Annotated in this window: 16 protein-coding genes; 4 read left to right on the forward strand and 12 right to left on the reverse strand. The window is 61.6% G+C overall.

The features are described from left to right. Positions 1–216: 216 nt before the first annotated feature. From LC531_RS16475 to LC531_RS16490, 4 genes are all read left to right on the forward strand, one after another. Positions 217–2973: a class I SAM-dependent DNA methyltransferase gene (locus tag LC531_RS16475; RefSeq protein WP_223652179.1), complete on the forward strand. Its 2757-nt coding sequence runs from the start codon at positions 217–219 to the stop codon at positions 2971–2973. Positions 2974–3008: 35 nt separating this feature from the next. Beyond that, positions 3009–3197 carry a hypothetical protein gene (locus LC531_RS16480; protein WP_223652181.1) on the forward strand — a complete coding sequence of 63 codons (189 nt, stop codon included), beginning with the start codon at positions 3009–3011 and terminating at the stop codon, positions 3195–3197. A 129-nt stretch (positions 3198–3326) separates the two neighbouring features. Next, the gene (locus tag LC531_RS16485; RefSeq protein WP_223652183.1) at positions 3327–3965 is read left to right on the forward strand and encodes a hypothetical protein; all 639 of its coding nucleotides are present in this window, start codon (positions 3327–3329) and stop codon (positions 3963–3965) included. Positions 3966–4297: 332 nt separating this feature from the next. Next, positions 4298–4870: a transposase gene (locus LC531_RS16490; RefSeq protein WP_223652185.1), complete on the forward strand. Its 573-nt coding sequence runs from the start codon at positions 4298–4300 to the stop codon at positions 4868–4870. A 360-nt stretch (positions 4871–5230) separates the two neighbouring features. Here the strand turns inward: LC531_RS16490 and LC531_RS16495 are convergent, their stop codons facing one another. The 12 genes from LC531_RS16495 to LC531_RS16550 all read right to left on the reverse strand — a co-directional run bounded on the left by LC531_RS16495 (position 5231) and on the right by LC531_RS16550 (position 20801). After that, positions 5231–6745, reverse strand: coding sequence for a S1C family serine protease (locus LC531_RS16495; RefSeq protein WP_223652186.1), 1515 nt, complete (start codon positions 6743–6745; stop codon positions 5231–5233). Between the two features lie 240 nt (positions 6746–6985). Beyond that, the gene (locus tag LC531_RS16500; protein ID WP_223652189.1) at positions 6986–7432 is read right to left on the reverse strand and encodes an Hsp20/alpha crystallin family protein; all 447 of its coding nucleotides are present in this window, start codon (positions 7430–7432) and stop codon (positions 6986–6988) included. A gap of 216 nt (positions 7433–7648) precedes the next feature. Beyond that, complete coding sequence (locus tag LC531_RS16505) at positions 7649–8494, reverse strand: hypothetical protein (protein WP_223652190.1); 846 nt, start codon at positions 8492–8494, stop codon at positions 7649–7651. A 172-nt stretch (positions 8495–8666) separates the two neighbouring features. Then, positions 8667–9845, reverse strand: coding sequence for a M20 metallopeptidase family protein (locus LC531_RS16510; RefSeq protein ID WP_223652192.1), 1179 nt, complete (start codon positions 9843–9845; stop codon positions 8667–8669). A 156-nt stretch (positions 9846–10001) separates the two neighbouring features. Next, positions 10002–10571 (reverse strand): hypothetical protein, encoded by a 570-nt coding sequence (locus LC531_RS16515; protein ID WP_223652194.1) that lies wholly within the window; start codon positions 10569–10571, stop codon positions 10002–10004. Then, positions 10552–11217, reverse strand: coding sequence for a deoxyribose-phosphate aldolase (deoC, locus tag LC531_RS16520; RefSeq protein WP_223652196.1), 666 nt, complete (start codon positions 11215–11217; stop codon positions 10552–10554). Before deoC ends, LC531_RS16515 begins: the two co-directional genes overlap by 20 nt. Before the next feature lie 76 nt (positions 11218–11293). Next, the gene (gene secA, locus LC531_RS16525; RefSeq protein ID WP_223652198.1) at positions 11294–14713 is read right to left on the reverse strand and encodes a preprotein translocase subunit SecA; all 3420 of its coding nucleotides are present in this window, start codon (positions 14711–14713) and stop codon (positions 11294–11296) included. Between the two features lie 219 nt (positions 14714–14932). Then, positions 14933–16108, reverse strand: a complete 1176-nt coding sequence (gene glf, locus LC531_RS16530) for a UDP-galactopyranose mutase (RefSeq protein ID WP_223652200.1) — start codon at positions 16106–16108, stop codon at positions 14933–14935. Beyond that, entirely contained in the window at positions 16101–17405 is a 1305-nt protein-coding gene (locus LC531_RS16535) for a glycosyltransferase family 1 protein (RefSeq protein WP_223652202.1), read from the reverse strand. The genes glf and LC531_RS16535 overlap by 8 nt, the downstream gene beginning before the upstream one ends. A gap of 143 nt (positions 17406–17548) precedes the next feature. Continuing rightward, complete coding sequence (locus tag LC531_RS16540; RefSeq protein ID WP_223652204.1) at positions 17549–18124, reverse strand: GNAT family N-acetyltransferase; 576 nt, start codon at positions 18122–18124, stop codon at positions 17549–17551. A gap of 61 nt (positions 18125–18185) precedes the next feature. Beyond that, entirely contained in the window at positions 18186–18992 is an 807-nt protein-coding gene (gene dapF, locus LC531_RS16545; RefSeq protein WP_223652206.1) for a diaminopimelate epimerase, read from the reverse strand. Between the two features lie 36 nt (positions 18993–19028). Continuing rightward, positions 19029–20801, reverse strand: coding sequence for a peptidoglycan D,D-transpeptidase FtsI family protein (locus tag LC531_RS16550; protein ID WP_223652208.1), 1773 nt, complete (start codon positions 20799–20801; stop codon positions 19029–19031). Positions 20802–20901: the final 100 nt, after the last annotated feature.

Below are 20901 nucleotides of genomic sequence, written 5' to 3' on the forward strand. Positions count from 1 at the left end.
ATATCTGAACGACCGTAGAGACGCGACCCTTCGCGTCTCTCTGCCGCCCGCGCCGGTTGTCAAATAGGTTTTCCTACTGGCGCTACTGGCAGAGAGACGCGAAGGGTCGCGTCTCTACGGGCGTTCTGCTGCCCTCTCGGCGGCGCTACTGGCAGAGAGACGCGAAGGGTCGCGTCTCTACAGGCGTTCTGCTGCCTCGGCCCCTACCTTCGCCCCATGCCCCTGTCCCTTGCCGAGCTGCGCCACCGCGCCACCGCTTTCGCCCTCGAATACGCCGGTACCGCCTCCGAACGGGCCGAATCCCAATCCTTCTGGCGCGATTTTCTGGACGTGTTTGGCCAAAACCGGCGGCGCGTGGCCCAGTTTGAGGTGCCCGTGAAGAAGGCCGACGGCGCGCAGGGCTTTATCGACATGTTTATCCCCGGTAAGCTGCTGGTGGAGCAGAAAACCCTGGGCCGCGACCTGTCCAAAGCCACCGCCCAGGCCCGCGACTACTTCCCCGGCCTGCCCGACTACAAGCTGCCGCGCTACGTGCTGGTGTCTGATTTTGCCCGCTTCCGCCTCCACGACCTGGATACCGGCCTGGAAACCGGCTTTGCCCTGGCCGAGCTGCCGGAGCACCTCCACCTCTTCGGGTTCCTGAGCGGCTACCAGAGCCACGCCACCGCCCCCGACGACCCCGCCAACGCCGAAGCCGCCGAGCTGATGGCCCGCCTGCATGATGCGCTCCTGGAAGGCGGCTACCGGGGCCACGCCCTCGAAGTGCTGCTGGTGCGGCTACTCTTCTGCCTCTTTGCCGAGGATACCGCCATCCTGGAAGCCGATGAGTTCCGGGCGTTTCTCGAAAACCACACCGCGGAGGATGGCTCCGACCTCGGCCCCCGGCTCGCCCACTTCTTTGCTACCCTCGACCAGGCCCCCGACCAGCGGCCCCGCGCCCTGCCTGCGTACCTCGCCAACCTGCCCTACGTCAATGGCGCGCTCTTTCGGGAAGACTTCCGCTTCCCCGCCTTCGATGCCGCCACCCGCGCCCAGCTCATCCGCTGCACCTACTTCGACTGGAGCCGGATATCGCCGGCCGTCTTTGGCTCCTTGTTCCAGAGCATTGCCGACCCGGCGCGCCGCCGCACCCTGGGCGCGCACTACACCTCCGAACAGAATATTCTCAAGGTCATCGGGCCGTTGTTCCTCGACGACCTGCGGCAGGAGCTGGCCGCCGCCGGCTCGCGCCGTGGCCCCTTGGACGCCCTGCACCGCCGCCTGGAAACCATCCGGTTCCTGGACCCGAGCTGCGGGTGCGGCAACTTCCTGGTGGTGACCTACCGCGAATTGCGCCTGCTCGAACACCAGGTGCTGGCCCGCCTTTTTGCGCCCCAGCTCGCCACCGGCCAAACCGTGGACCTCGCCCTCTACACCCGCGTGCAGGTAGACCAGGCCCACGGCATCGAACTCGAAGAATTCGCCGCCCGCATTGCCGAAGTCGCCATGTGGCTCATGGACCACCAGCTCAACCTCCAGCTCTCGGCCACCTTCGGCAACCGCTACGTGCGCCTACCCCTGGTCCGCACCGCCCGCATCGAAATCGGCAACGCCCTGCAAGTGGATTGGGAAAGCGTGGCCCCCAAAGCCACCCTCAGCTACATCCTCGGCAACCCGCCCTTCGTGGGGTCCAAGCTCATGAGTGCCGACCAGCGCCGCGATTTGCTGGGCGTGGCTGGCGCGAAGCTGCCCGGCGCGGGCGTACTCGACTACGTGGCCGGCTGGTACTTGAAAGCCGCTCGCTTTATGCAGGGCACCGCCATCCGGGCGGCGTTCGTGAGTACCAATTCTATTACCCAGGGTGAGCAAGTCAGCATCTTGTGGGGCGAAATGCTGCATCGCTACGGGATGCGCATCCAATTCGCCCACCGAACCTTTAAGTGGAACAACGAGGCGCGCGGCACCGCCGCCGTTTTCTGCGTCATCGTGGGCTTTGGAGCGCAACCCGTGCCCGCCCGGCTATTCGACTACGCCACCCCGCGCAGCGAGCCACAGGAATTGAAGGTCAGCAATATCAACCCGTATTTAGTGGATGGGGAAAACGTGTTGGTGGCTAGCCGAAACCGGCCCCTTAGTCCGGTTCCGGCAATGGTCTCTGGCAATAAGCCAATTGACGATGGCAATTATCTATTCACCCCGGCCCGCAAAGAAGAATTCTTGCAGAAAGAGCCACAAGCCGCTCCCTATTTTAAGCGCTGGCTTGGCGGGGAAGAATTTATCAACGGCACTGAACGCTGGTGCTTGTGGCTTGGTGATATTTCGCCGGTCGAGTTAGCTAAAATGCCAGAGGCTAAGAAGCTGATTGAGGCGGTGAGAGTCTATCGAAGCAAGAGTAAGAGCGCTCCGACCCAGAAGCTAGCGTTTTTGCCTACGCGCTTTCACGTTGAGTTTATTCCTGATAAGCCTTACCTAGCCATTCCCGAAGTTTCGTCAGAGCGACGACGGTATATCCCAATCGGGTTTCTCGATACGGATGTCATTGCAAGCAATAAGCTACGGCTAATTCCAGAAGCCACACCCTTTTTATTTGGAATCCTAACGTCAACTATGCACATGGCCTGGATGAGACAGGTTTGTGGACGGCTGAAAAGCGATTACAACTACTCGGCGGGCATTGTCTACAACAATTTCCCCTTTCCCCCTACCCCCACCGCGAAGCAGCAAGCGGCGGTAGAGGCGGCGGCGGGGCGGGTGCTGGCGGCGCGGGCGCAGTTTGCGGGGGCCACGCTGGCCCTGCTCTACGACCCACTCACCATGCCGCCCGCGCTGGCGCAGGCCCACGCCCAGCTCGACCGGGCCGTGGATAGCTGCTACCGCCCCGCCGCGTTCCCCACCGAGCTGAGCCGCCTGGAGTTCCTCTTCACCCTGTATCGCCAGCTGGCCGAGCCGCTGCTGCCGGCCCCCAAAGCCGCCCGCGCCCGCCGCGTGGGGTAGGGCCGGCCGGGGCCGGGGCCACGCAAGCCGGTTTTTTGGTGGTTGCCGCCGACTATTCTTCTCCCGCCCCCGTCGCCCTTGCCGCGGTGGCCGAAGCTGATTTTGGGCCAGCAGCCGGCTTTCCCGCCGTCGCGGAATTCGTTTCCGGGGTGGCCGGAAGCCTGGCGGCCAAGGCCGCCGGGCTTCTGGCCTTGGCGGGAAAACTTTCGGCCTTCGCCGGATAGTTGGGGGCCGGGGCCACCGGTGGCTTCGGGCCGGCCCCAGCGCGAGCCGCCTACCCCCCCGCACCCGCCGCACGGCCCAAAGCTGGCTTCATAGTTGCCGTAGAGATTTCCTCACCAAATCTTCACGCCATGCGCAAGCCCAAACTCATCGAAGACTACTCCTATCTGCTGGTTGACTCCCTGTCGCCCTTTGCCCACAGCGCGGCGCGCCAAACTGCCACTAGTGCTTTCATTGCCAGCGGCGGGGTGCTCAGCCAGCCCCTCACCACCGCCGTAGATGCCCTCGATGCCAATGTGGCGGCCATCGACTACCCCACGCCCGCCCAAACCGCCAACCGCGACCTGCTCCGCCTGGCCGTTACCACCGAGCTGGGCCGCCTCGCCAAGCGCCTCAACCTCGACTACACCGGCCAGGAACCCGCCCTGCTCTCCTCGGGCCTCACCCTGATGGCCGCCGCCAGCACCGCCGCCACCAGCTCGCTCGATACGGAGATGGGCCTCATGGACTTCGACCTGCTCGACGGCACCCAGCCCGGCTGCCTGCTGCTAAAGCTGAAGCGCCCCACCGGCACCATTCAGAACCTCATCCGCTACACCATTGCCGAAGACCTGGACGAGGACCAGTGGAGCGTAGCCGTGGGCGGCGGCCGCGAGCGCCAGCTGGGCCCCTTCAAGTCGGGCACCCGCGTGTGGGTGAAAGTGGCCGCCCTGCAAGGGGCCACCACCGACCCGCAGTACGCGGGGGTGAAGACGCGCATCGTGCAGTAAGAACCCTCGTAGAGACGCGCCCCTTCGCGTCTCTCCGCCACCCGCACCGATGAGAGGGTAGCAGAACGCTTGTAGAGACGCGACCCTTCGCGTCTCTCCCCGGTAGGAGGCAACGGGAAGACTAATCTGCTAGCGGCGCGGGTGGGGGAGAGACGCGAAGGGTCGCGTCGCTACGGGCAGTTAGCCATCATCTTGGCGGCGCGGGTGGGGGAGAGACGCGAAGGGTCGCGTCGCTACAAGCGTTCGGGCATCGTCCTATTGGCGCGAGTGGCAGAGAGACGCGAAGGGTCGCGTCTCTACGGATGTTCTGTTTTTTCTTTTAATTATTTCTGATGTTGCCACCTGCTTTCGACCCTGGCTTATACCGCGAAACGCACCGCATAGCGAGTACCCGCCTGCGGGGCTACGACTACGGGCAAAGCGGTATCTACTTCATCACTATCTGTACGCAGGACCGGCAGCCGGCTTTTGGCACAATGGAAGTGCCGGGCAACGACTGGGATGCCGCTTTTGTGCGCCCTACCCCCCTGGGCCAGCGGGTGCTGGCTGGGTGGGATAGCATCCCCGTCTTCGCGCCGTTTGCCACTCCCGAGGCGTTCGTCCTCATGCCCGACCACGTACACGGCCTGCTGGTGTTTGAGAAACACGAGCCCGCCGGCCTGCCCCTGGCTTACCAAAATCAGTTTGGACCCCAGCGCGCTAATTTGGCCTCCGTGGTGCGCGGCTTCAAGAGTGGCATCACCACGTATGCCCGCCACCAGGCCCTGCCCTTCCAATGGCAAGCCCGCTACCACGACCGCATCGTGCGCTCGGCCGATGAGCTAATCCGCATTCGCCACTACATCGCCACCAACCCCAGCCGCTGGCAGCACGAGTGGGACAACGGCGAAGGCCTCTACCGCTGAAAAACGCTCCTCAGCGACAATATAACGCCCAAGTGCCCGTAGAGACGCGACCCTTCGCGTCTCTCCCCGGTAGGAGGCAATGGGGAAACCCGAATCTACTAGCGGCGCGGCTGGCAGAGAGACGCGAAGGGTCGCGTCTCTACGGGCAGTTAGCCATCATCTTGGCGGCGCGACTGGCAGAGAGACGCGAAGGGTCGCGTCTCTACGGGCGTTCAGATGCCCTTGCATTGGTGCGGCGGGCAGAGAGACGCGAAGGGTCGCGTCTCTACGGGCGTTTGGGCATAGCTTGGTTGCGCTGCCTGAAAACAAAAAGCCCCTGCCAGATACTGGCGGGGGCTTTTTTAAAACCGGACCGGCGGCTTACTCGCGGCCGATGGGGTAGTACGCCTTGCGGCCGTCCGGGTACACGCCTTCGACCAGCGCGCCGGAGTTCTCCTTAGCCTGGTCGAGGTAGGCTTGCACGTCGGCGGGCTTGCGCACCACGCTCTTATCGATGCGGGTGATGATGAAGCCATCGGCCATGCCCGTCTCCTTAAAATTGCTGCCCTTGATGCCCGTAATCTGGGCTCCGCCCTCAATGCCGAGGGAGTTTTGCAGGCGGGCATTCACGGGGCCGATTTTCGCGCCCTCGTAGCTCACGACCGCCTCGGCGGGTAGTTCGCGCACCACAGCCGTGGTGTTAGAGGCGTTGAAGAGGGTAGCATTGGCACTCAGCTTCTCGTCGTTGCGGAGGTAGCCCACCTTAATCTTATCGCCGGGGCGGAAGCGCGACACCTGCTCCTGTAATTGGGAGGCCGTGTTCACGGGCACGCCGTTGATGTCGGTGATAATGTCGCCCATACGCAGGCCCGCCACGGCAGCAGCGCTCTTATCAGTCAGCCCCTGCACGTACACGCCATTTAGGGTATTGAGTTTCTTCTCCGAAGCCAGCTTGGCATCCACCTCCTGAATGTGCACACCCAGCAGGGCGCGCTGCACTACCTTGTACTTCAGCAAGTCATCCACCACCTTGCTCACAATGGCGCTGGGCACCGCGAAAGCATAGCCCTCAAACGAGCCGGTGTGGGAGGAGATAGCCGAATTGATGCCAATAAGGTCGCCGCTGGTATTCACCAGCGCGCCCCCCGAGTTGCCGGGGTTCACCACGGCGTCCGTCTGCAAGTACGACTCGATGCCCGTGGGCTGGTCGCGGTTCAGAATCCCGATGCTACGGCCCTTGGCCGAGATAATGCCGGCCGTCACGGTCGAGTTCAGGTTGAATGGGTTGCCCACGGCCAGCACCCACTGCCCCACTTTCACCTCATCCGAGTTGCCATATTTGATGAAAGGCAGATTGTCGGCCTTCACTTTCAGTACTGCCAGGTCGGTGCTGGGGTCCGCGCCCACCAACTCAGCATCAAACTTCCGCTTATCGTCCAGCACCACCGTGATTTTCGAAGCCTTGTCAATGACGTGGTTATTGGTCACGATGTAGCCGTTGGCGGCGATGATAACGCCCGAGCCAGAGCCTTCGCCCCCGCTCTGCGGCTGCCGCTGGCCATGCAGCTGGCCCTCCAACTGGTCGCCGAAGAACTGGCGCAGGAAAGGGTCCATCTGCGCGTGCGACATCTGCTGCGGCTCGGCTTTGTATTCGGTCATTACGTGCACCACGGCGGGCGTCACGGCGGCCGCGGCGGCCACAAAGTTCAATCCTTCGGGCGCGGCATAGGCGCTACTGCGCATCGCCGAGGTATACCGGACTTGGGGGTCGGAAGCCAGCGTGGTCTGAGCCGCGTTGGCCGGCTCATTTTCCAGTAGCTTATAGCCCCCCACGGCCACGCCCCCGCCCAAAATGGCGGAGGTCAGAAGGCCGAGCATCATGTTCTTGGCTTGCATCGGGGTCTGGTTGAGAAAAAGGTGATAAGGAAAGCAAAATAACAAAAAAGCGACAAGAAAACCAACCAGCGCCGCCGCCTAGCTTACGGGGCAAGGGCCAGTATCGGTTTGCGTAACTTCAACGAGTGTAAGAGTTGAATTCGTGCCCAAAAGTTGCCCTACGACTAAGAATATCGCGGGGAAAATTTTTGCTGGAAAACCAGTGAGGCACCCTGGTCGGGTGCCTCTCCTCGGTTTAGCTTAGCGCACCTCGATGTGCTGCTTGGTCACCTTCTCGGTATCGAAGGGCAGCGTCAGGCGCAGCAGCCCGTCGGTCAGCTCGGCCGTGATGGCTTTGCCGTTCACCGTTTCGGGCAGGCGAAACGCGCGGCGGAAATCACCAAAGCGGGTCTCGACGCGGCGCAGCTGGGGGGCATTTTCGCCCTCGGTGGCCGGGGCCGGGCGACTACCGCTCACCACGAGTTGGTTGTCTTGAAAATCAATGCTCACGGCCTCTTTCGCCACGCCCGGCAGCGCCAGGTACAGCTCGTAGCCGGTGGCCGTCTCAAAAATATCGGCGGCGGGCACGAAGGCCGTGGAGGGGGTAGGCGCGGCCGGCTGGGCATCGCGCAGCAGCTCGCCCAACAGGGAGTTAAAGGCACGCGCGGGGCGCAGGGTAGGGCGGGCGTTATATACTAGCGTGGACATAGGAAGGAAGTAATCTAAAAGGTAGTAGCCACCCGCCAACACTGGCGGGGCTACCTCTCTTCCTTAAAATCTATGCCGAATCAGTTTTCAGCCAAAAAGTCACCCGCTTAATTTATCAACTATGCTATTATGGTTTTCAGATGAGAAAAATCGTCTTCACTGCCTGTTAAAGCAGATTCAGCGGCCCATTCGCACCTGACGCAATGTCCGAAATTATTAATTTTGGGTAGGGAGCTGCTGCCAGTTGGCCGTAGCGAAGGGGGTAGGAAAGGTGTAGCGCAGGTCCAGCCCCACCATTGGCGTCGTAGTATTGAGCTTACCGTTGGAAGTAGGCGCGCCGTTTTTATCGGTCTGGATGAGCGTGCGGCTGTAGTTGGCCTGCACACCAGCCCACGGCGTGATGCTGAGCTGCGGCCCGGCCTGCACCCCAACTTCACCGCGCAGACTGGTGAAGTCTACCGTGCGCTTGTCCGCATCCAGGTCAGCCTTTTGGAGGCGTAGAAACAGCGCCGGCTCAAAGCTCACGCGGGGCCGCAGGGCCAGGCCGCCCGGCTGGCTACCCAGCCGGATGAGCTTCTCCACGTCGAGGCGCAGGCGCAGTAGCGTGCGGCTATATACGCTGGTGGTGTAGAAGGGCGCGGCATTATAAGCCGGCGCACCCAGGGCGTACTCTACCCCCAGCCGCTGGCCGAACTGCACTGGCCCCAGCGCCGCCCGGTGCCGCAGCAGCAGCCCCGGCACCACCGCGCTACGGTCGAAGCCCGTTGCTGGCTCCTTGGCGTAGCGCAGGGTAACGCCCCAGCTCCAGCGCGGGTTCCAGGCGTGCTCGTAGCCGGCCGTCAGGTTGAGATAGTCGAGGCCCAGGGCGGGGTTGCGGCCAGCGAAGCTCTCCGTCTGCCGGCGGCCACCGAGGCTGAAATACACGTAGTTGTTATCGGCCAGCGGGGCGGCGATTTGCAGCTCGGGGGCCAGGGCCACCGGGCGGCGGAGGCGTTCCGTGCTTTGGGCGGCGGCAGAGCCGGCCCCGGCCAGCAGCAGCGCCAGCAGCGTAGTTTTTTGCATGAATTAAGGTCTGGTTTTGCCCGGCGAGGAGTAGCGCGAACTTTGTAGTTCGCGTCCTCGCGCCGTTAGGACTAAGGGCTAACTTACTGGTGCGGGGACGCGATTTACAAAAATCGCGCTACTCTCCATCGCGCTTTGGAAGCTGGGCTAGTAGCAGGCCCCGAAGAATCGGTTAGCGCGCCAACTCTTGCAGCGTGAGCCAGGCCATAAGCCCCGCGCCCACGCTCAGCGCCTGCTCATCCACATCGAAGATGGGCGTGTGCACGGAGGCCGCGAAGCGCCCGTCGGCGGCGCGCGTGCCCAGGCGGTAGAAGCAGGCCGGCGCGGCCTGCGAGAAGTAGGCGAAGTCCTCGGCGGCCAGCCATTGGTCCAGCTCAATCACGTTTTCGGCCCCTAGATATTCCTCTGCGGCGGCGCGCACGCGGGCCGTCACGGCGGGGTTGTTATCGAGGCAGGGGTAGCCCCGCCGAATTTCCAGCTCGCACACCGCGCCCATGCTGGCGGCCAGCCCTTCGCAGAGCTGCCGCAGGTGCTGGTGGGCCTCGTTGCGCCACGCCTCATCTAGGGTCCGAAACGTGCCCTCGATGTATACTTCGTCAGGAATAACGTTGGTGGCCCCGTTGGCGATAACCTTCCCGAAGCTCAGCACCGAGGGCAGCTTAGGGTTGGCGCGACGGCTCACAATCTGCTGCGCCGCCACGATGAGGTGGGCCGCCACCAGCACCGGGTCGAGGTTCAGCTCCGGCATAGCCCCGTGCCCGCCCTTGCCTTTTATGCGCAAGTACAGTTCATCGGTGCTAGCCATGTAGCGCCCCGGCCGCACGCCAATCTGCCCCGCTGGCAGCCGCGGAAACACGTGCTGCCCCAGAATTTCGGTGGGGGTAGGGTTTTCGAGCACGCCGTCTTTTATCATTAAGGACGCGCCACCGGGCAGCACTTCCTCGCCCGGCTGAAAGATGAGCTTGACCGTGCCTTTGAAATGCGCGCGCTGCTCCGTCAACAGCCGGGCCGCGCCCAGCAGGCAGGTCGTGTGCACGTCGTGGCCGCAGGCGTGCATCACGCCGGGCCGGGTCGATTTATAGTCCGTTTCGCTCAGCTCCTGAATGGGCAGCGCATCCATGTCGGCGCGCAGGGCCACCACCGGCCCGCCCGGCTGCCCCTCAATGAGGGCCACTACCCCCGTGCCCGCCACGGAGTAGGGTGCAAGGCCCAGCGCCACCAGCTGCCGCGTCACAAAAGCCGAAGTCTCGGTTTCCTGAAAGGAAAGCTCCGGATGGGCGTGCAGGTGCCGACGCAGGGTGGATAGCTCGGGGGCCAGGGCCGCGGCGCGGGTTTTTATGGTATCCAACATGAGGGTACTATGATAGTCGTTGTTATGCTCATCTGGCGTCCGCCTGTCGAAGCGTCTCTACTGCACCGTTGAACGGTTCGGATGAAGCGGTGGAGGTGCTTCGACAAGCGCACGACAGATGAGCATGACGTTCTTTAATTAACGGTAGGCTAGTGCTCACGGGGTCTTGTTCAGCAGCACCTGCATGGGCTCCAGCTCAGCCCGCGGCACGAACTGCCGCACCTTCTCCAGCCCGCGGGCGGCATCGAGGCGGGTGAGATAGTCGCCCACGTAGAGCCGGTACACGGGCTGCTTGAAGGTAATGTAGTCGGTTTCGTCGGGGTAGCGCGCGATAATCTGGCGACGGATGCTCATCACCTGCTCGCGCTCCAGGCCCAGGTAGGCCCGCACGCGGTAGCCGCTGGCATACTTCACGTTCTGGTTAGTGAAGGCTTGGTCCCGCAGTCGCTGCTCCACTTGAGCGTTCACCTGGTTGGTGGGGGTAGGCGCGGCTTTGGCGGGCGGGGCGGTAGGCTTAGCGGCGGGGGCGGGGGTAGGGACCGCGCCGGCCGCTGGCAGCAGCGCGAATACCGGCCGGTATCGGCTCAGGTCTTCGGTAGCGGCCCCGGCTTTACGGGTAGTATCGGCCGGGGTTTGGGCGCGGGTGGCGGGGGCCGTGGCGGCGCAGGCGGCCAGCAGCGGCAGGCTCAGCAGCAGCAGCACCGCGTTACGAAGGGGTAGCATCATCTTCCTGCAAGATAATCAGACTGTTAGAAGTACCCAGGCGGTCGGCCCCGGCCGCGAGCAAAGCCAGTGCCTGCGCCCGCGTGCGGATGCCCCCACTGGCCTTAATCCGAATGTGGGGGGGTAGGACCCGGCGCAGCAGTTCCACATCGGCCACCGACGCGCCCCGGCTGGCAAAGCCAGTACTGGTTTTCACGAAGTGCGCGCCCGCTTCGGCGCAGAGCCGGGCGGCGGCTTCCATTTCCTCTTCGGTTAATAAAGCCGTTTCGATGATAACTTTCAGCAGCGCGTCGCGTACTTCGGCCAAGTCGGTGAGGTCCTCGATTTCGGCCCGCACGGCATCATACTGCCCCGATTTCAGGGCTGATATATTCAGCACCACATCCAACTCGGTCGCGCCTTCGGCCAAGGCAATTTCCGCTTCGCGGAACTTCACCCGCGGGCTATTGTAGCCCAGTGGAAAACCAATAACCGTGCACACGGCCACGCTCGCGCCGCTTAGTTCGCGGGCGGCCAGCGGCACATAGCAGGGAGGTACGCAGGCGCTGGCGAAACCGTGAATGCGCGCCTCCTGGCAGAGCTGCACTACCTGAGCTTCAGTGCAGTCGGGGCGCAACAGGGTGTGGTCGAGAAGAGCGGCGAGGTTCATTCTGAACGTTATAGACTATATACAATTGAACGTCATGCTCCCTTCGTCAGCATGACGTTCTATTAATTCTCAATCTTTAATCTACCAGCACGCAGCGCTGGGCCAGCACGTCCTGCTCCACAGTCTTGTACTTCACGTCGCGCAGCACGCGGCCGTCCATGTACTGCACGCTCACCTTATCGTTGCGGTTGGCGATTTTCTGCGAGCGCGCCGGTTCCTGGCGGGGCGGCGGGGCCACGGCGATGCCCAGTTCGGCGGCTTGGTCCAGGTCTTCCTGGCCCGCGCCGAGGCTTACGTCCGAGATGGCTTTCTCCGCCTTGAGCTTGGGCAGCGGCTCAGATATATCATCTTCGTAGAAGAAATCGGGCTCGGCAAAGCCGGCTTCGGCGGCTACTGGCACGTCGGCCTTGAAGAGGAAGGAGCTGGTGCCGTGATTTACCTTACTCAGCATCCGTTTAAATAGCTCGAAGGCCTCGAACTTGTACACCAACAATGGGTCTTTCTGCTCATATACCGCGTTTTGGACCACTTGCTTGAGGTCGTCCATCTGGCGCAGGTGCTGGGTCCAGGCTTCGTCGATGGTCGAGAGGACCGCGCCCTTCTCCATCTGGCGCACGATGTCGAGGCCCTGGCTGGCCTGGGCTTTGCGCAGGTTGGCCACCACCTGGGTATGCTTGTGGCCATCGGTGAAGGGGATGGCAATATTTTCGTAGGGCGTATTCTGGCGCAGCAGGTCATCAATCATCGGCAAGGCGTTCTGGCCGATGTGCTCGTTCTTACTTTCGTAGTAGCCAGTGGCCTCGTCGTAGAGCTTCTGGGTCAGGCGTTCGGCGGGCAGGGCGCTGAATTCCTGGGCTGTGATGTGCGTGTCGTAGCCAAAATCCCGGATAACCGACAGCTTGAAATCCTCGAAGTCGTTGGTGACTTTGTGGCCGGCCGCCACGTCCTCGCTCACGTCATAAATCAAGTTCAAAATATCCAGCTCCAGACGCTCGCCGAAGAGGGCGTTGCGGCGGCGGCGGTATACTACCTCACGCTGCGCGTTCATCACGTCATCGTACTCCAGCAGGCGCTTGCGAGTGCCGAAATTGTTCTCTTCCACCTTCTTTTGCGCCCGCTCAATGCTGCTCGTAATCATCGAGTGCTGAATGACTTCGCCTTCCTCCATGCCCATGCGGTCCATGAGCTTGGCAATGCGCTCCGAGCCGAATAAACGCATCAGGTTGTCTTCCAGAGACACGAAAAACTGCGAGGAGCCGGGGTCGCCCTGGCGGCCGGCCCTACCCCGCAACTGGCGGTCCACGCGGCGCGATTCGTGGCGCTCAGTGCCAATAATGGCCAAGCCGCCCGAATCGCGCGAAGTTTCGCGTAGCTTGATGTCAGTGCCCCTACCCGCCATGTTGGTGGCGATGGTCACGGTGCCAGGGTAGCCGGCCCCGGCCACAATCTCGGCCTCGCGCTGGTTCTGCTTGGCATTCAGCACCTGGTGCTTAATACCCTTAAATTTCAGCATCCGGCTTACCAACTCACTGATTTCGACTGAGGTAGTACCCACCAGCACCGGCCGGCCGGCCTGCACCAGCGCCTGAATCTCGTCGGCTACGGCGTTGTATTTCTCGCGCACCGTGCGGTACACCTTGTCATGGTCGTCCTGGCGCTGAATCACGCGGTTGGTCGGAATTACCACTACATCGAGCTTGTAAATTTCCCACAGCTCGCCGGCCTCGGTTTCGGCGGTGCCGGTCATGCCGGCCAGCTTGTGGTACATGCGGAAGAAGTTCTGCAAGGTCACCGTAGCGTAGGTCTGGGTGGCATCCTCGATACGCACGCCTTCCTTGGCCTCGATGGCCTGGTGCAGCCCGTCGGAGTAGCGGCGGCCTTCCATCACGCGGCCGGTCTGCTCGTCCACAATCATCACCTTACCTTCTTGGCTCAAGATGTACTGGTCGTCTTTCTCAAACAACGTGTACGCCTTAAGCAGCTGATTGACAGTGTGCACGCGCTCCGATTTATCCTGGTAGTCGCTCATCAGTTGCTCCTTCTGCTGAAGCTTTTCTTCCGCTGTCAGCGCCTCGGCCTTCTCAATATTGGCAATCTCCACGCCGATGTCGGGCATGATGAACAGGTGCGGGTCCTCACCCTGCGCCGTTATCAGGTCAATGCCTTTTTCGGTCAGCTCAATCTGATTGTTCTTCTCATCAATGGTAAAAAACAGTGGCTTATCGGCCTCCGGCATCTGCCGCGAGTTATCTTGCAGATAGTGGTTCTCAGTTTGCTGCAAGATGACGCGCATCCCCGACTCGCTCAGGAACTTGATGAGCGGCTTGCTTTTGGGTAGGCCGCGGTAGGCGCGGAACAGGGCCAAGCCACCGTCGCCGTTCTTGCTGCCTTCCTCGGGGCCGGTTTTGCCTTCGGCAATGGCTTTGCGAGCTTGCACTAAATATCCCTGCACCAACTTTTTCTGCTCGTCCACCAAGCGCTGAATGCGGGGCTTGAGCTGCAAGAACTCGTGCACGTCGCCCTTGGGCACGGGGCCGGAGATGATGAGCGGCGTGCGCGCATCGTCAATCAGCACCGAGTCCACTTCGTCCACCATCGCGTAGTGGTGCTTGCGCTGCACCAGCTCGGCGGGGTCGCGGGCCATGTTGTCGCGCAAGTAGTCAAAGCCAAACTCGTTGTTGGTGCCGTAGGTCACGTCGGCCAAGTAGGCGTTGCGGCGGGCATCGGTGTTGGGCTGGTGCCGGTCGATACAGTCCACCGTCAGGCCGTGAAACTCAAATAGCGGCGCGTTCCACTCCGAGTCGCGCTTGGCCAGGTAGTCGTTCACTGTCACCAGGTGCACGCCCCTACCCCCCAGCGCGTTGAGGAAAGCCGGCAGCGTCGAAACCAGTGTTTTACCTTCGCCGGTCGCCATCTCAGCAATCTTGCCCTGGTGCAGCACTACCCCTCCAATCAACTGCACGTCGTAGTGCACCATATCCCAGGTAATCTCGGCCCCGGCGGCCAGCCACTTATTGCTCCAGATGGCTTGGTCGCCCTGGATGGTCACGTTCTGCTTGGTGCGGGCAATGTCGCGGTCCATATCGGTCGCGGTCACCACCAGCTGGCCGTTTTCCTTGTAGCGACGGGCCGTCTCCTTCACGATAGCGAAGGCCTGGGGTAGCACGTCGGTGAGTGCGACTTCCAGGTCTTTATTACGCTGCTTTTCGAGGGTATCAATCTGCTCAAAAATCTGCTCCTTCTTCGCTACGTCGAGTTGCGGCTGGCTCTCAATCTGCTCGTGCAGGGCAGCCAGCTTTTCATCAATGCCAGCGAGCTTGCCGTCGAGCTGCTGGCGCACTTCCTGGGTACGATGGCGCAGCTGGTCGTCGGTCAGGGCCGCCAGTTTGGCATATTCCGCGTTGATGAGGGCCACGTAGGGCACCACGTCTTTGAGGTCCTTTTCTGATTTGGAGCCAAAGAGCTTGGCGACGGTTTTGCCGAGAAAATCTAACATCGGGTAACTAAATTGACTAAAGGGGACAGCGCGAATCGAACAAATTTAAGGCCCACTGGCCAAACCGGACGATTGGCCGTAAATCATAAAACCCCGCACGCTCAAAAAGAGTGCGGGGTTTGGTAAAGCGGAAATAGTGGCAGAGGATAGTGTTCCTTATTGAAACTGTTTGTCACTGCTTCGCTTTGCTTGCAGTGACAAACAGTTTCAATAAGGAATTTACTTCGCCGGCGAGCGGCTCACCAGCTTCTCAACCAGCGCAGTGCTGCCCGAAATGGCCGGACGGGCCGGCTTAGCAGCTTCCTCCTTCTCAGTCAGGCGCTTATACAGCGTTAGGGCTTGGGCCACTACTTGGTCCATGTTGTAGTACTTATACGTGGCCAGGCGGCCCACAAAATGCACGTTGGGTGTTTCGTCAGCCAGCTTCTTGTACTTGGCATACAGCTCGGCGTTCTCCGGCATCGGGATGGGGTAGTAGGGGTCGCCCTCGGCCTGCGGGTACTCGTACACGATGGCCGTTTTGGGATGCTGCTGGCCAGTGAGAGCCTTAAACTCCGTGATGCGGGTGTAGGGATGCTCGTTGGGGAAGTTCACAACCGGCGCGGCCAGATGCTTTTCCTCGCTCAGCGTGTCGTGCTTGAACTCTAAGGAGCGGTAGGGCAGCTTGCCAAACTTAAAGTCAAAATACTCGTCCACCGGACCCGTGAAAATCATCTCCTTAAAGGGAATGAAATCCATAATCTCATGGTAGTCCGTGTTGAGCATCACCTTGATATTCGGGTGGTTGAGCATGTTCTCAAACATCCGAGTGTAGCCGTGTAGCGGCATAGCCTGGTAGGTATCGGTGAAGTAGCGGTCGTCGCGGTTGGTGCGGGTCGGCACACGGCTCGTCACCGACTTGTCCAGTTGCGAAGGGTCGAGGCCCCACTGCTTATTGGTGTAGTTCTTGAAAAATTTATTATATAATTCTCTACCCACCTTGCTCACTACTACGTCTTCCGAGGTCTTGATAACCGGCACTTCTTCAGCCACCGAGGCGAAGAATTCTTCCACCTGGAAGCTGGTCAAATTCAGGCCGTAGAGCTTGTTAATCGTATCCAGGTTGATGGGCATCGGCACCAGCTGGCCATCCACGGAGGCGAGCACGCGGTGCTCATAAGGACGCCACTCGGTGAAGTTACCCAGGTAGTCGAATACGTCTTTAGAGTTGGTATGGAAGATGTGCGGGCCGTACTTGTGAATCAGAATACCAGCCTCATTATAATGGTCATAGGCATTCCCCCCGATATGCGTGCGCTTATCAATAATGAGCACCTTTTTGTTGCTGCGGGTGGCTAGCCGCTCGGCCAGCACGCTACCGGCGAAGCCAGCCCCGACGATGAGATAGTCAAACATGGGAGAAAAATTTAGGAGATGTGGAAATAGGAGACTGCGAATAGTTGGGTGGGACGGAAGCAGATGTAATAGTAGATTGAATCAGTTGCTTGGCATTCAGCCGCTTCTGCATCAGATTCACCATTTTTTGCCAGGTCAGGTCCCAGGAAATGGTCGCCAGGTAGGCATCGGTGCGGGTGCGCCAGTCGGCATCCTTCCCCTGCTCCAGGGCGCGGGTGATGGCCTGCCCAAACTCGGCGGGCTCGTCGGCAATCTGCACCAAATTCAGCTCGCCATAGGGCCGCACCACATCGCGGATGCTGGTGCTCACAACGGGCCGGCCGGCGGCCAGATACTCAGGAGTTTTAGTAGGAGAAATAAATTCGGTGCTCTCATTGCGGGCGAAAAGAAGAGTCGCCACGTCCCAGCCGCGCAGGTATGCAGGTAGTTCCTGGTAATCTTTACCACCCAGGTAGTGGATGTTGGCGGGGTGGGGCAACGAAGCGGGGTCAATCTTTACCACTGGTCCGATAATGACAAATTGCCACGCAGGATGGTTCGCCGCCAGTTGGCCCAGCAGGTCGATGTCGAGGCGCTCGTCCACTACCCCGAAGAAGCCGATGCGCGGGTGCGCAATGCCGGCTTGGTCGGCGGGCTCCACGGTGCGCGGGTCGCGGGCCTGGCCAAAGTGCGCTTTGTCGATGCTGCTGGGGAAAGCATGGGCATCTTTATGCTGTTCGCGCTTGGCTTCGTAGAGGCGCTGGCCGCCCGTAAAAACGAGGTCGGCTTTGGCAAATAGCTCCTGCTCGCGCTGGCGCAGCTCGGGCGGAGCAAACTTGAATTGCGCCAGCTCATCCATGCAGTCGTACACGGTAAGCACGGGCTGGAAGAGCCGCGACTTACCCAGCGCCATTGGGGTATAGTACCAGAAGATATAATTGGCAAGCCCGATTTCGGTAAAAAACCGACTCAACACCCCAAACTGGGCCTGGTCGGCGGCGGCTTCGTCGGCACGCAGGTGCTGGGGCAGGTGTACCACAAGCACTTTCACGCCCTGCTGGCGCTCCTTCACTTCGAGGTGCGGCTCCACAAAGTCGTCGTTGTGATAAAAGGCGTCTTCTACGTAAAAGACCCGGCCGTGCTGGGCAAAGCGCGTGAGCAGATGCTGGGGTCGCTGCCACACGAAATCCCAATGTAGGTGCGCAAAGCATACCAGGTCCGGCAGGGAATAAGCAAGGGGTTTTGAATCGGCCTGGTCCGCGGCCGGGGCGGTGGCGGCCACACGTAGAGGTGCCTCCGCCGGAGTAGAAAACGGCATGAAATAAAGACAGGAAAGGGCTTTGGGAGCGTAGCGCAGCCGGGTAAAAACGTCCGGTTGGTAGCTCTTGCGCACTTCTACGAAAGACCGCTGTCAAAGGATATGGCTGGGCTTAGAATAAGGCCTCGGCGAGCCGGTTCCTGTCAGTTTTCCAGGATAAATTGCATTTCTACCGCATTTTGCCACCCCAGGGCTGTGTTTTCGCGTAACCACTCGCGCCGTAGGCCAATACGCCGAAAACCTGCTTTTTTGAAAAGCCTGATACTCGCCTGATTATTAGCCGCTACGGTGCAGTATACCTGGTGCAGGCGCAGCGCCAGCCGGGCGTAGGGCAGCAGCTGGGCCAGCGCCGCCTGGGCGTAGCCGTGCCGCCGTGCCCGGCGTAACACCGTAATCCCTACTCCCGCTCGCTGGTGCAGGGCGGAGTAGTCGAACAAGTCGAGCGTACCCACGGCCTGGCCATCCTGCAAGCTGATAATCAGGCGTATCTGGCCTACCTCAGCCAGGCTAGCGTCCGCGTGGCGCAGGTATTCGCGCAGCGCGTGGCGCGAAACTGGAGCTGGCAGCACATCGGACGCCGCCCAAAGCTCAGGGTCGTTTTCGAGCTGAAATAAAAATTCCAAATCGTCGGGCTCCAGGGCGCGCAGAATAACCTGGGAATTTTGGCTCCTGGCTTCGGCTTGCGAGTTATGGGGTAGCGCTTCGCGGCTGATTGGCATGATATAGAGCAATACGGCGAACCTCCATAATCAGAAACCAGAAGCTAAAGAAAACTAAGGATTAGAAACCTGAAATCTCTCCGCCAAATACGCGCACTGCCGGCCCGCTCAGCCACACATTGGTGAAGCCGCCATCGGGGCGCGGCTCGAACGCTACTTCGAGCAGGCCGCCGGGGGTGCTTAGGGTTACTGGGGAGGCGGCCCCGCGGCCCGCGGCGGCGAGCGCGACGGCCGTGACGCCGGTGCCGCAGCTTAGGGTTTCGTTTTCTACCCCCCGTTCGTAAGTGCGCACGGGCCAGGGCTGGGCGAGGTCGGCGGGCACCTCCACAAAGTTGACGTTGGTGCCGGCCGGGTCGTAGGCTTGGTCGTATCGAATGTCGTGGCCCTGGCTATACACGTCGAACTCGGCTAGCGAAGGATGTTCCTCTGCATCCAGAAAGTGGATGTGGTGGGGCGAACCAGTGTGCAGAAATACATCGTGCTCCCCTACCCCCCCCGGCTGGGCCGGGGCCACGTCAATCATGCGCAGGCGCACCGTGCCGTCGGCTTCCACACGGGCATCATGCGGACCATCCACAGCCAGGAAATGGGCTTTATTTTCAATGATATTCAAGTACTTAGCAAACGCTACCAGGCAGCGCCCGCCATTGCCGCACATGCTACTGGGGTAGCCATCGGCGTTGAAATACACCATCTCGAAGTCATAGCCTGCCCGCTCGCGCAGCAGCATCAGGCCATCGGCCCCGATGCCAAAGTGGCGGTGGCACAGCGCGGCAATGCGCGGCTGGTCGGTTTCGGCGAAGAGCCGGGCGCGGTCGTCGAGGATAATAAAGTCATTGCCGGTGCCTTGGTATTTATGAAAAGTCATGGGGAGGGGTAGCGCGGAGGTAGCCGCCCCACGAAGTTACCGGTACGGACGGTGGCGGTGCTGCAACCGCCGCTCCCAGCGCTTGCGCCGGGGCGAGGAGATACTGCCGCGCAAGTACTTCTCCATGACCAAAGCGGCGCAGGGCGCGGCGGCGGTGGCCCCGAAGCCCGCGTTTTCGAGGTACACGGCAATGGCGATGCGAGGGTGGTCAGCGGGGGCGAAACCTACGAACGTAGCATGGTCGTCGCCCTCGTCGTTCTGCACGGTGCCGGTTTTGCCGGCCACGGCAATGCCCACGTCGGCCAGGCTGGAGGCTTCGGCGGTGCCGCCACGGTGCATCACGGCCAGCATGCCGGGTAGCAGAGCCGCAAAGTTGGCGCTATCAACCAGCGTGTAGTGCCGGACCTTGAAGCGCGGCAGCGGCTGGCCGGTGTTGCCGATGCTGCGCACAAAATGGGGCGTCATATACCAACCTTTATTGGCGATAATGGCTACCATATTAGCCATTTGCAAACCTGTCAGGTTAATCTCGCCCTGCCCGATACTCAGCGAATAAATGGAGCGAAACGTCCAGTTGCGGGTGCGGCGCACCTTGTCGTAGTAGGCGGGGGTAGGCAAAAAGCCGGGGCTTTCGCGGGGCAGGTCCACGCCCAGCAGCGTATCGAGGCCAAACGACTTGGCCAGACGGCGCCAGGCGGCCAGGTTGGCGTGGCGGGCCACCACGGTATCGGTGGCTAAGCTATCGGGCACGCGGTTGATAACCGCGCGCAGCACCTGGTAGAAGTACGGGTTGCAGCTGTACTGCAAGGCCATCGTCAGGTTGCGGGCCTCGCGGTGATAGTGCACGCAGGTGATGAGCGACTGGTCGCAGGCAAAGCCCGTGCCGGAGGTAATAGCCCCGAGCTGCAAGGCAATGGCGGCGTTCACGAGCTTGAACACCGAACCGGGCGGGTTGGCCAGCATGGCGGGGCGGTTGAGCAGGGGCATATCCTCGTCTTCCAGCAGCTCGCGGCGGGTGCCCGTCCGGTCGGGGTCGGTGAGCAGGGCGGGCGCGTAGGCGGGGGCCGATACCGAGCACAAGATTTCGCCGGTGCGCGGGTCGAGGGCCACCAGGTAGCCTTTGCGGCCGCCCAGCAGGCTTTCGGCGTAGGCTTGCAGCTTGCTGTCGAGGCTGAGATGCAGGTCCTGGCCCTGCTGAAAGGCGGTATCGGCGGCCCAGCTGCCGTGGCGGCGGCCTTGCGCATCGAGCAGCGGGTGCAGGTAGCCCCGGTGGCCGGTGAGGATGCCATTATAGTAGCTCTCCAGGCCGCCGGTGCGCAGCCGGTAGAAGCGGCCGCGCTGGTAGCGCCGGGCTTGATTTAAAAAGCCCTGGGCGCTGGCCGGGGTATAGCCCAGCACGGCGGCGGCCGTGCGGCCGGTGTAGGTGATGAGCTGGGTGCGCTGGGAGAGGCTTAGCTGGGGCCACTCATCCAGGTAGCGGCGCACGCGCCCGGCCTCGGCGGGGGTAAGCACCAGCTCCACGGGACCGCGCGGGCGCGCCCCGGCGTAGGGCAGGGTGGCAGCTATCCGGCGCTCCAGGGTGCTATCGGACCAGCCCAGCAAGTAGTTGAGCTGCACGGCGCTGGCCGAATCGAGGCCGGGGCGCGGGAACAGCGTGAGCAGGTCCACCGGCCGGGTAGCCACCAGCACCGAGTCGTGGCGGTCGAGTAGCCGGCCGCGGTGCGTGGGGGCGGGCGTCACTATCCGCTGCTGGGTGTAGGCTTCGGCGGCGGGGGGCGAGGAAGTATCAGGAGAAGAGCAGGCTAGCATTCCTACCCCCCCCAAAAAGAGCAGTAACGCTAGGTAAGCAGATTTTCGGGAATTAAAATCAGGCATCATGTAAAGCTAGCGCTTGGCTGCCCGGTGCGCC

The organism is Hymenobacter psoromatis (genome assembly GCF_020012125.1).
Taxonomy (GTDB): Bacteria; Bacteroidota; Bacteroidia; order Cytophagales; family Hymenobacteraceae; genus Hymenobacter; species Hymenobacter psoromatis.

Bases quoted from the DNA above. Each gene is read 5' to 3' on its own strand.
- LC531_RS16475 (WP_223652179.1), top strand. From the start codon at position 217: ATGCCCCTGTCCCTTGCCGAGCTGCGCCACCGCGCCACCGCTTTCGCC.
- LC531_RS16485 (WP_223652183.1), top strand. From the start codon at position 3,327: ATGCGCAAGCCCAAACTCATCGAAGACTACTCCTATCTGCTGGTTGAC.
- LC531_RS16490 (WP_223652185.1), top strand. From the start codon at position 4,298: ATGTTGCCACCTGCTTTCGACCCTGGCTTATACCGCGAAACGCACCGC.
- LC531_RS16495 (WP_223652186.1), bottom strand. From the start codon at position 6,745: ATGCAAGCCAAGAACATGATGCTCGGCCTTCTGACCTCCGCCATTTTG.
- LC531_RS16500 (WP_223652189.1), bottom strand. From the start codon at position 7,432: ATGTCCACGCTAGTATATAACGCCCGCCCTACCCTGCGCCCCGCGCGT.
- LC531_RS16505 (WP_223652190.1), bottom strand. From the start codon at position 8,494: ATGCAAAAAACTACGCTGCTGGCGCTGCTGCTGGCCGGGGCCGGCTCT.
- LC531_RS16510 (WP_223652192.1), bottom strand. From the start codon at position 9,845: ATGTTGGATACCATAAAAACCCGCGCCGCGGCCCTGGCCCCCGAGCTA.
- LC531_RS16515 (WP_223652194.1), bottom strand. From the start codon at position 10,571: ATGATGCTACCCCTTCGTAACGCGGTGCTGCTGCTGCTGAGCCTGCCG.
- deoC (WP_223652196.1), bottom strand. From the start codon at position 11,217: ATGAACCTCGCCGCTCTTCTCGACCACACCCTGTTGCGCCCCGACTGC.
- secA (WP_223652198.1), bottom strand. From the start codon at position 14,713: ATGTTAGATTTTCTCGGCAAAACCGTCGCCAAGCTCTTTGGCTCCAAA.
- glf (WP_223652200.1), bottom strand. From the start codon at position 16,108: ATGTTTGACTATCTCATCGTCGGGGCTGGCTTCGCCGGTAGCGTGCTG.
- LC531_RS16535 (WP_223652202.1), bottom strand. From the start codon at position 17,405: ATGCCGTTTTCTACTCCGGCGGAGGCACCTCTACGTGTGGCCGCCACC.
- LC531_RS16540 (WP_223652204.1), bottom strand. From the start codon at position 18,124: ATGCCAATCAGCCGCGAAGCGCTACCCCATAACTCGCAAGCCGAAGCC.
- dapF (WP_223652206.1), bottom strand. From the start codon at position 18,992: ATGACTTTTCATAAATACCAAGGCACCGGCAATGACTTTATTATCCTC.
- LC531_RS16550 (WP_223652208.1), bottom strand. From the start codon at position 20,801: ATGCTAGCCTGCTCTTCTCCTGATACTTCCTCGCCCCCCGCCGCCGAA.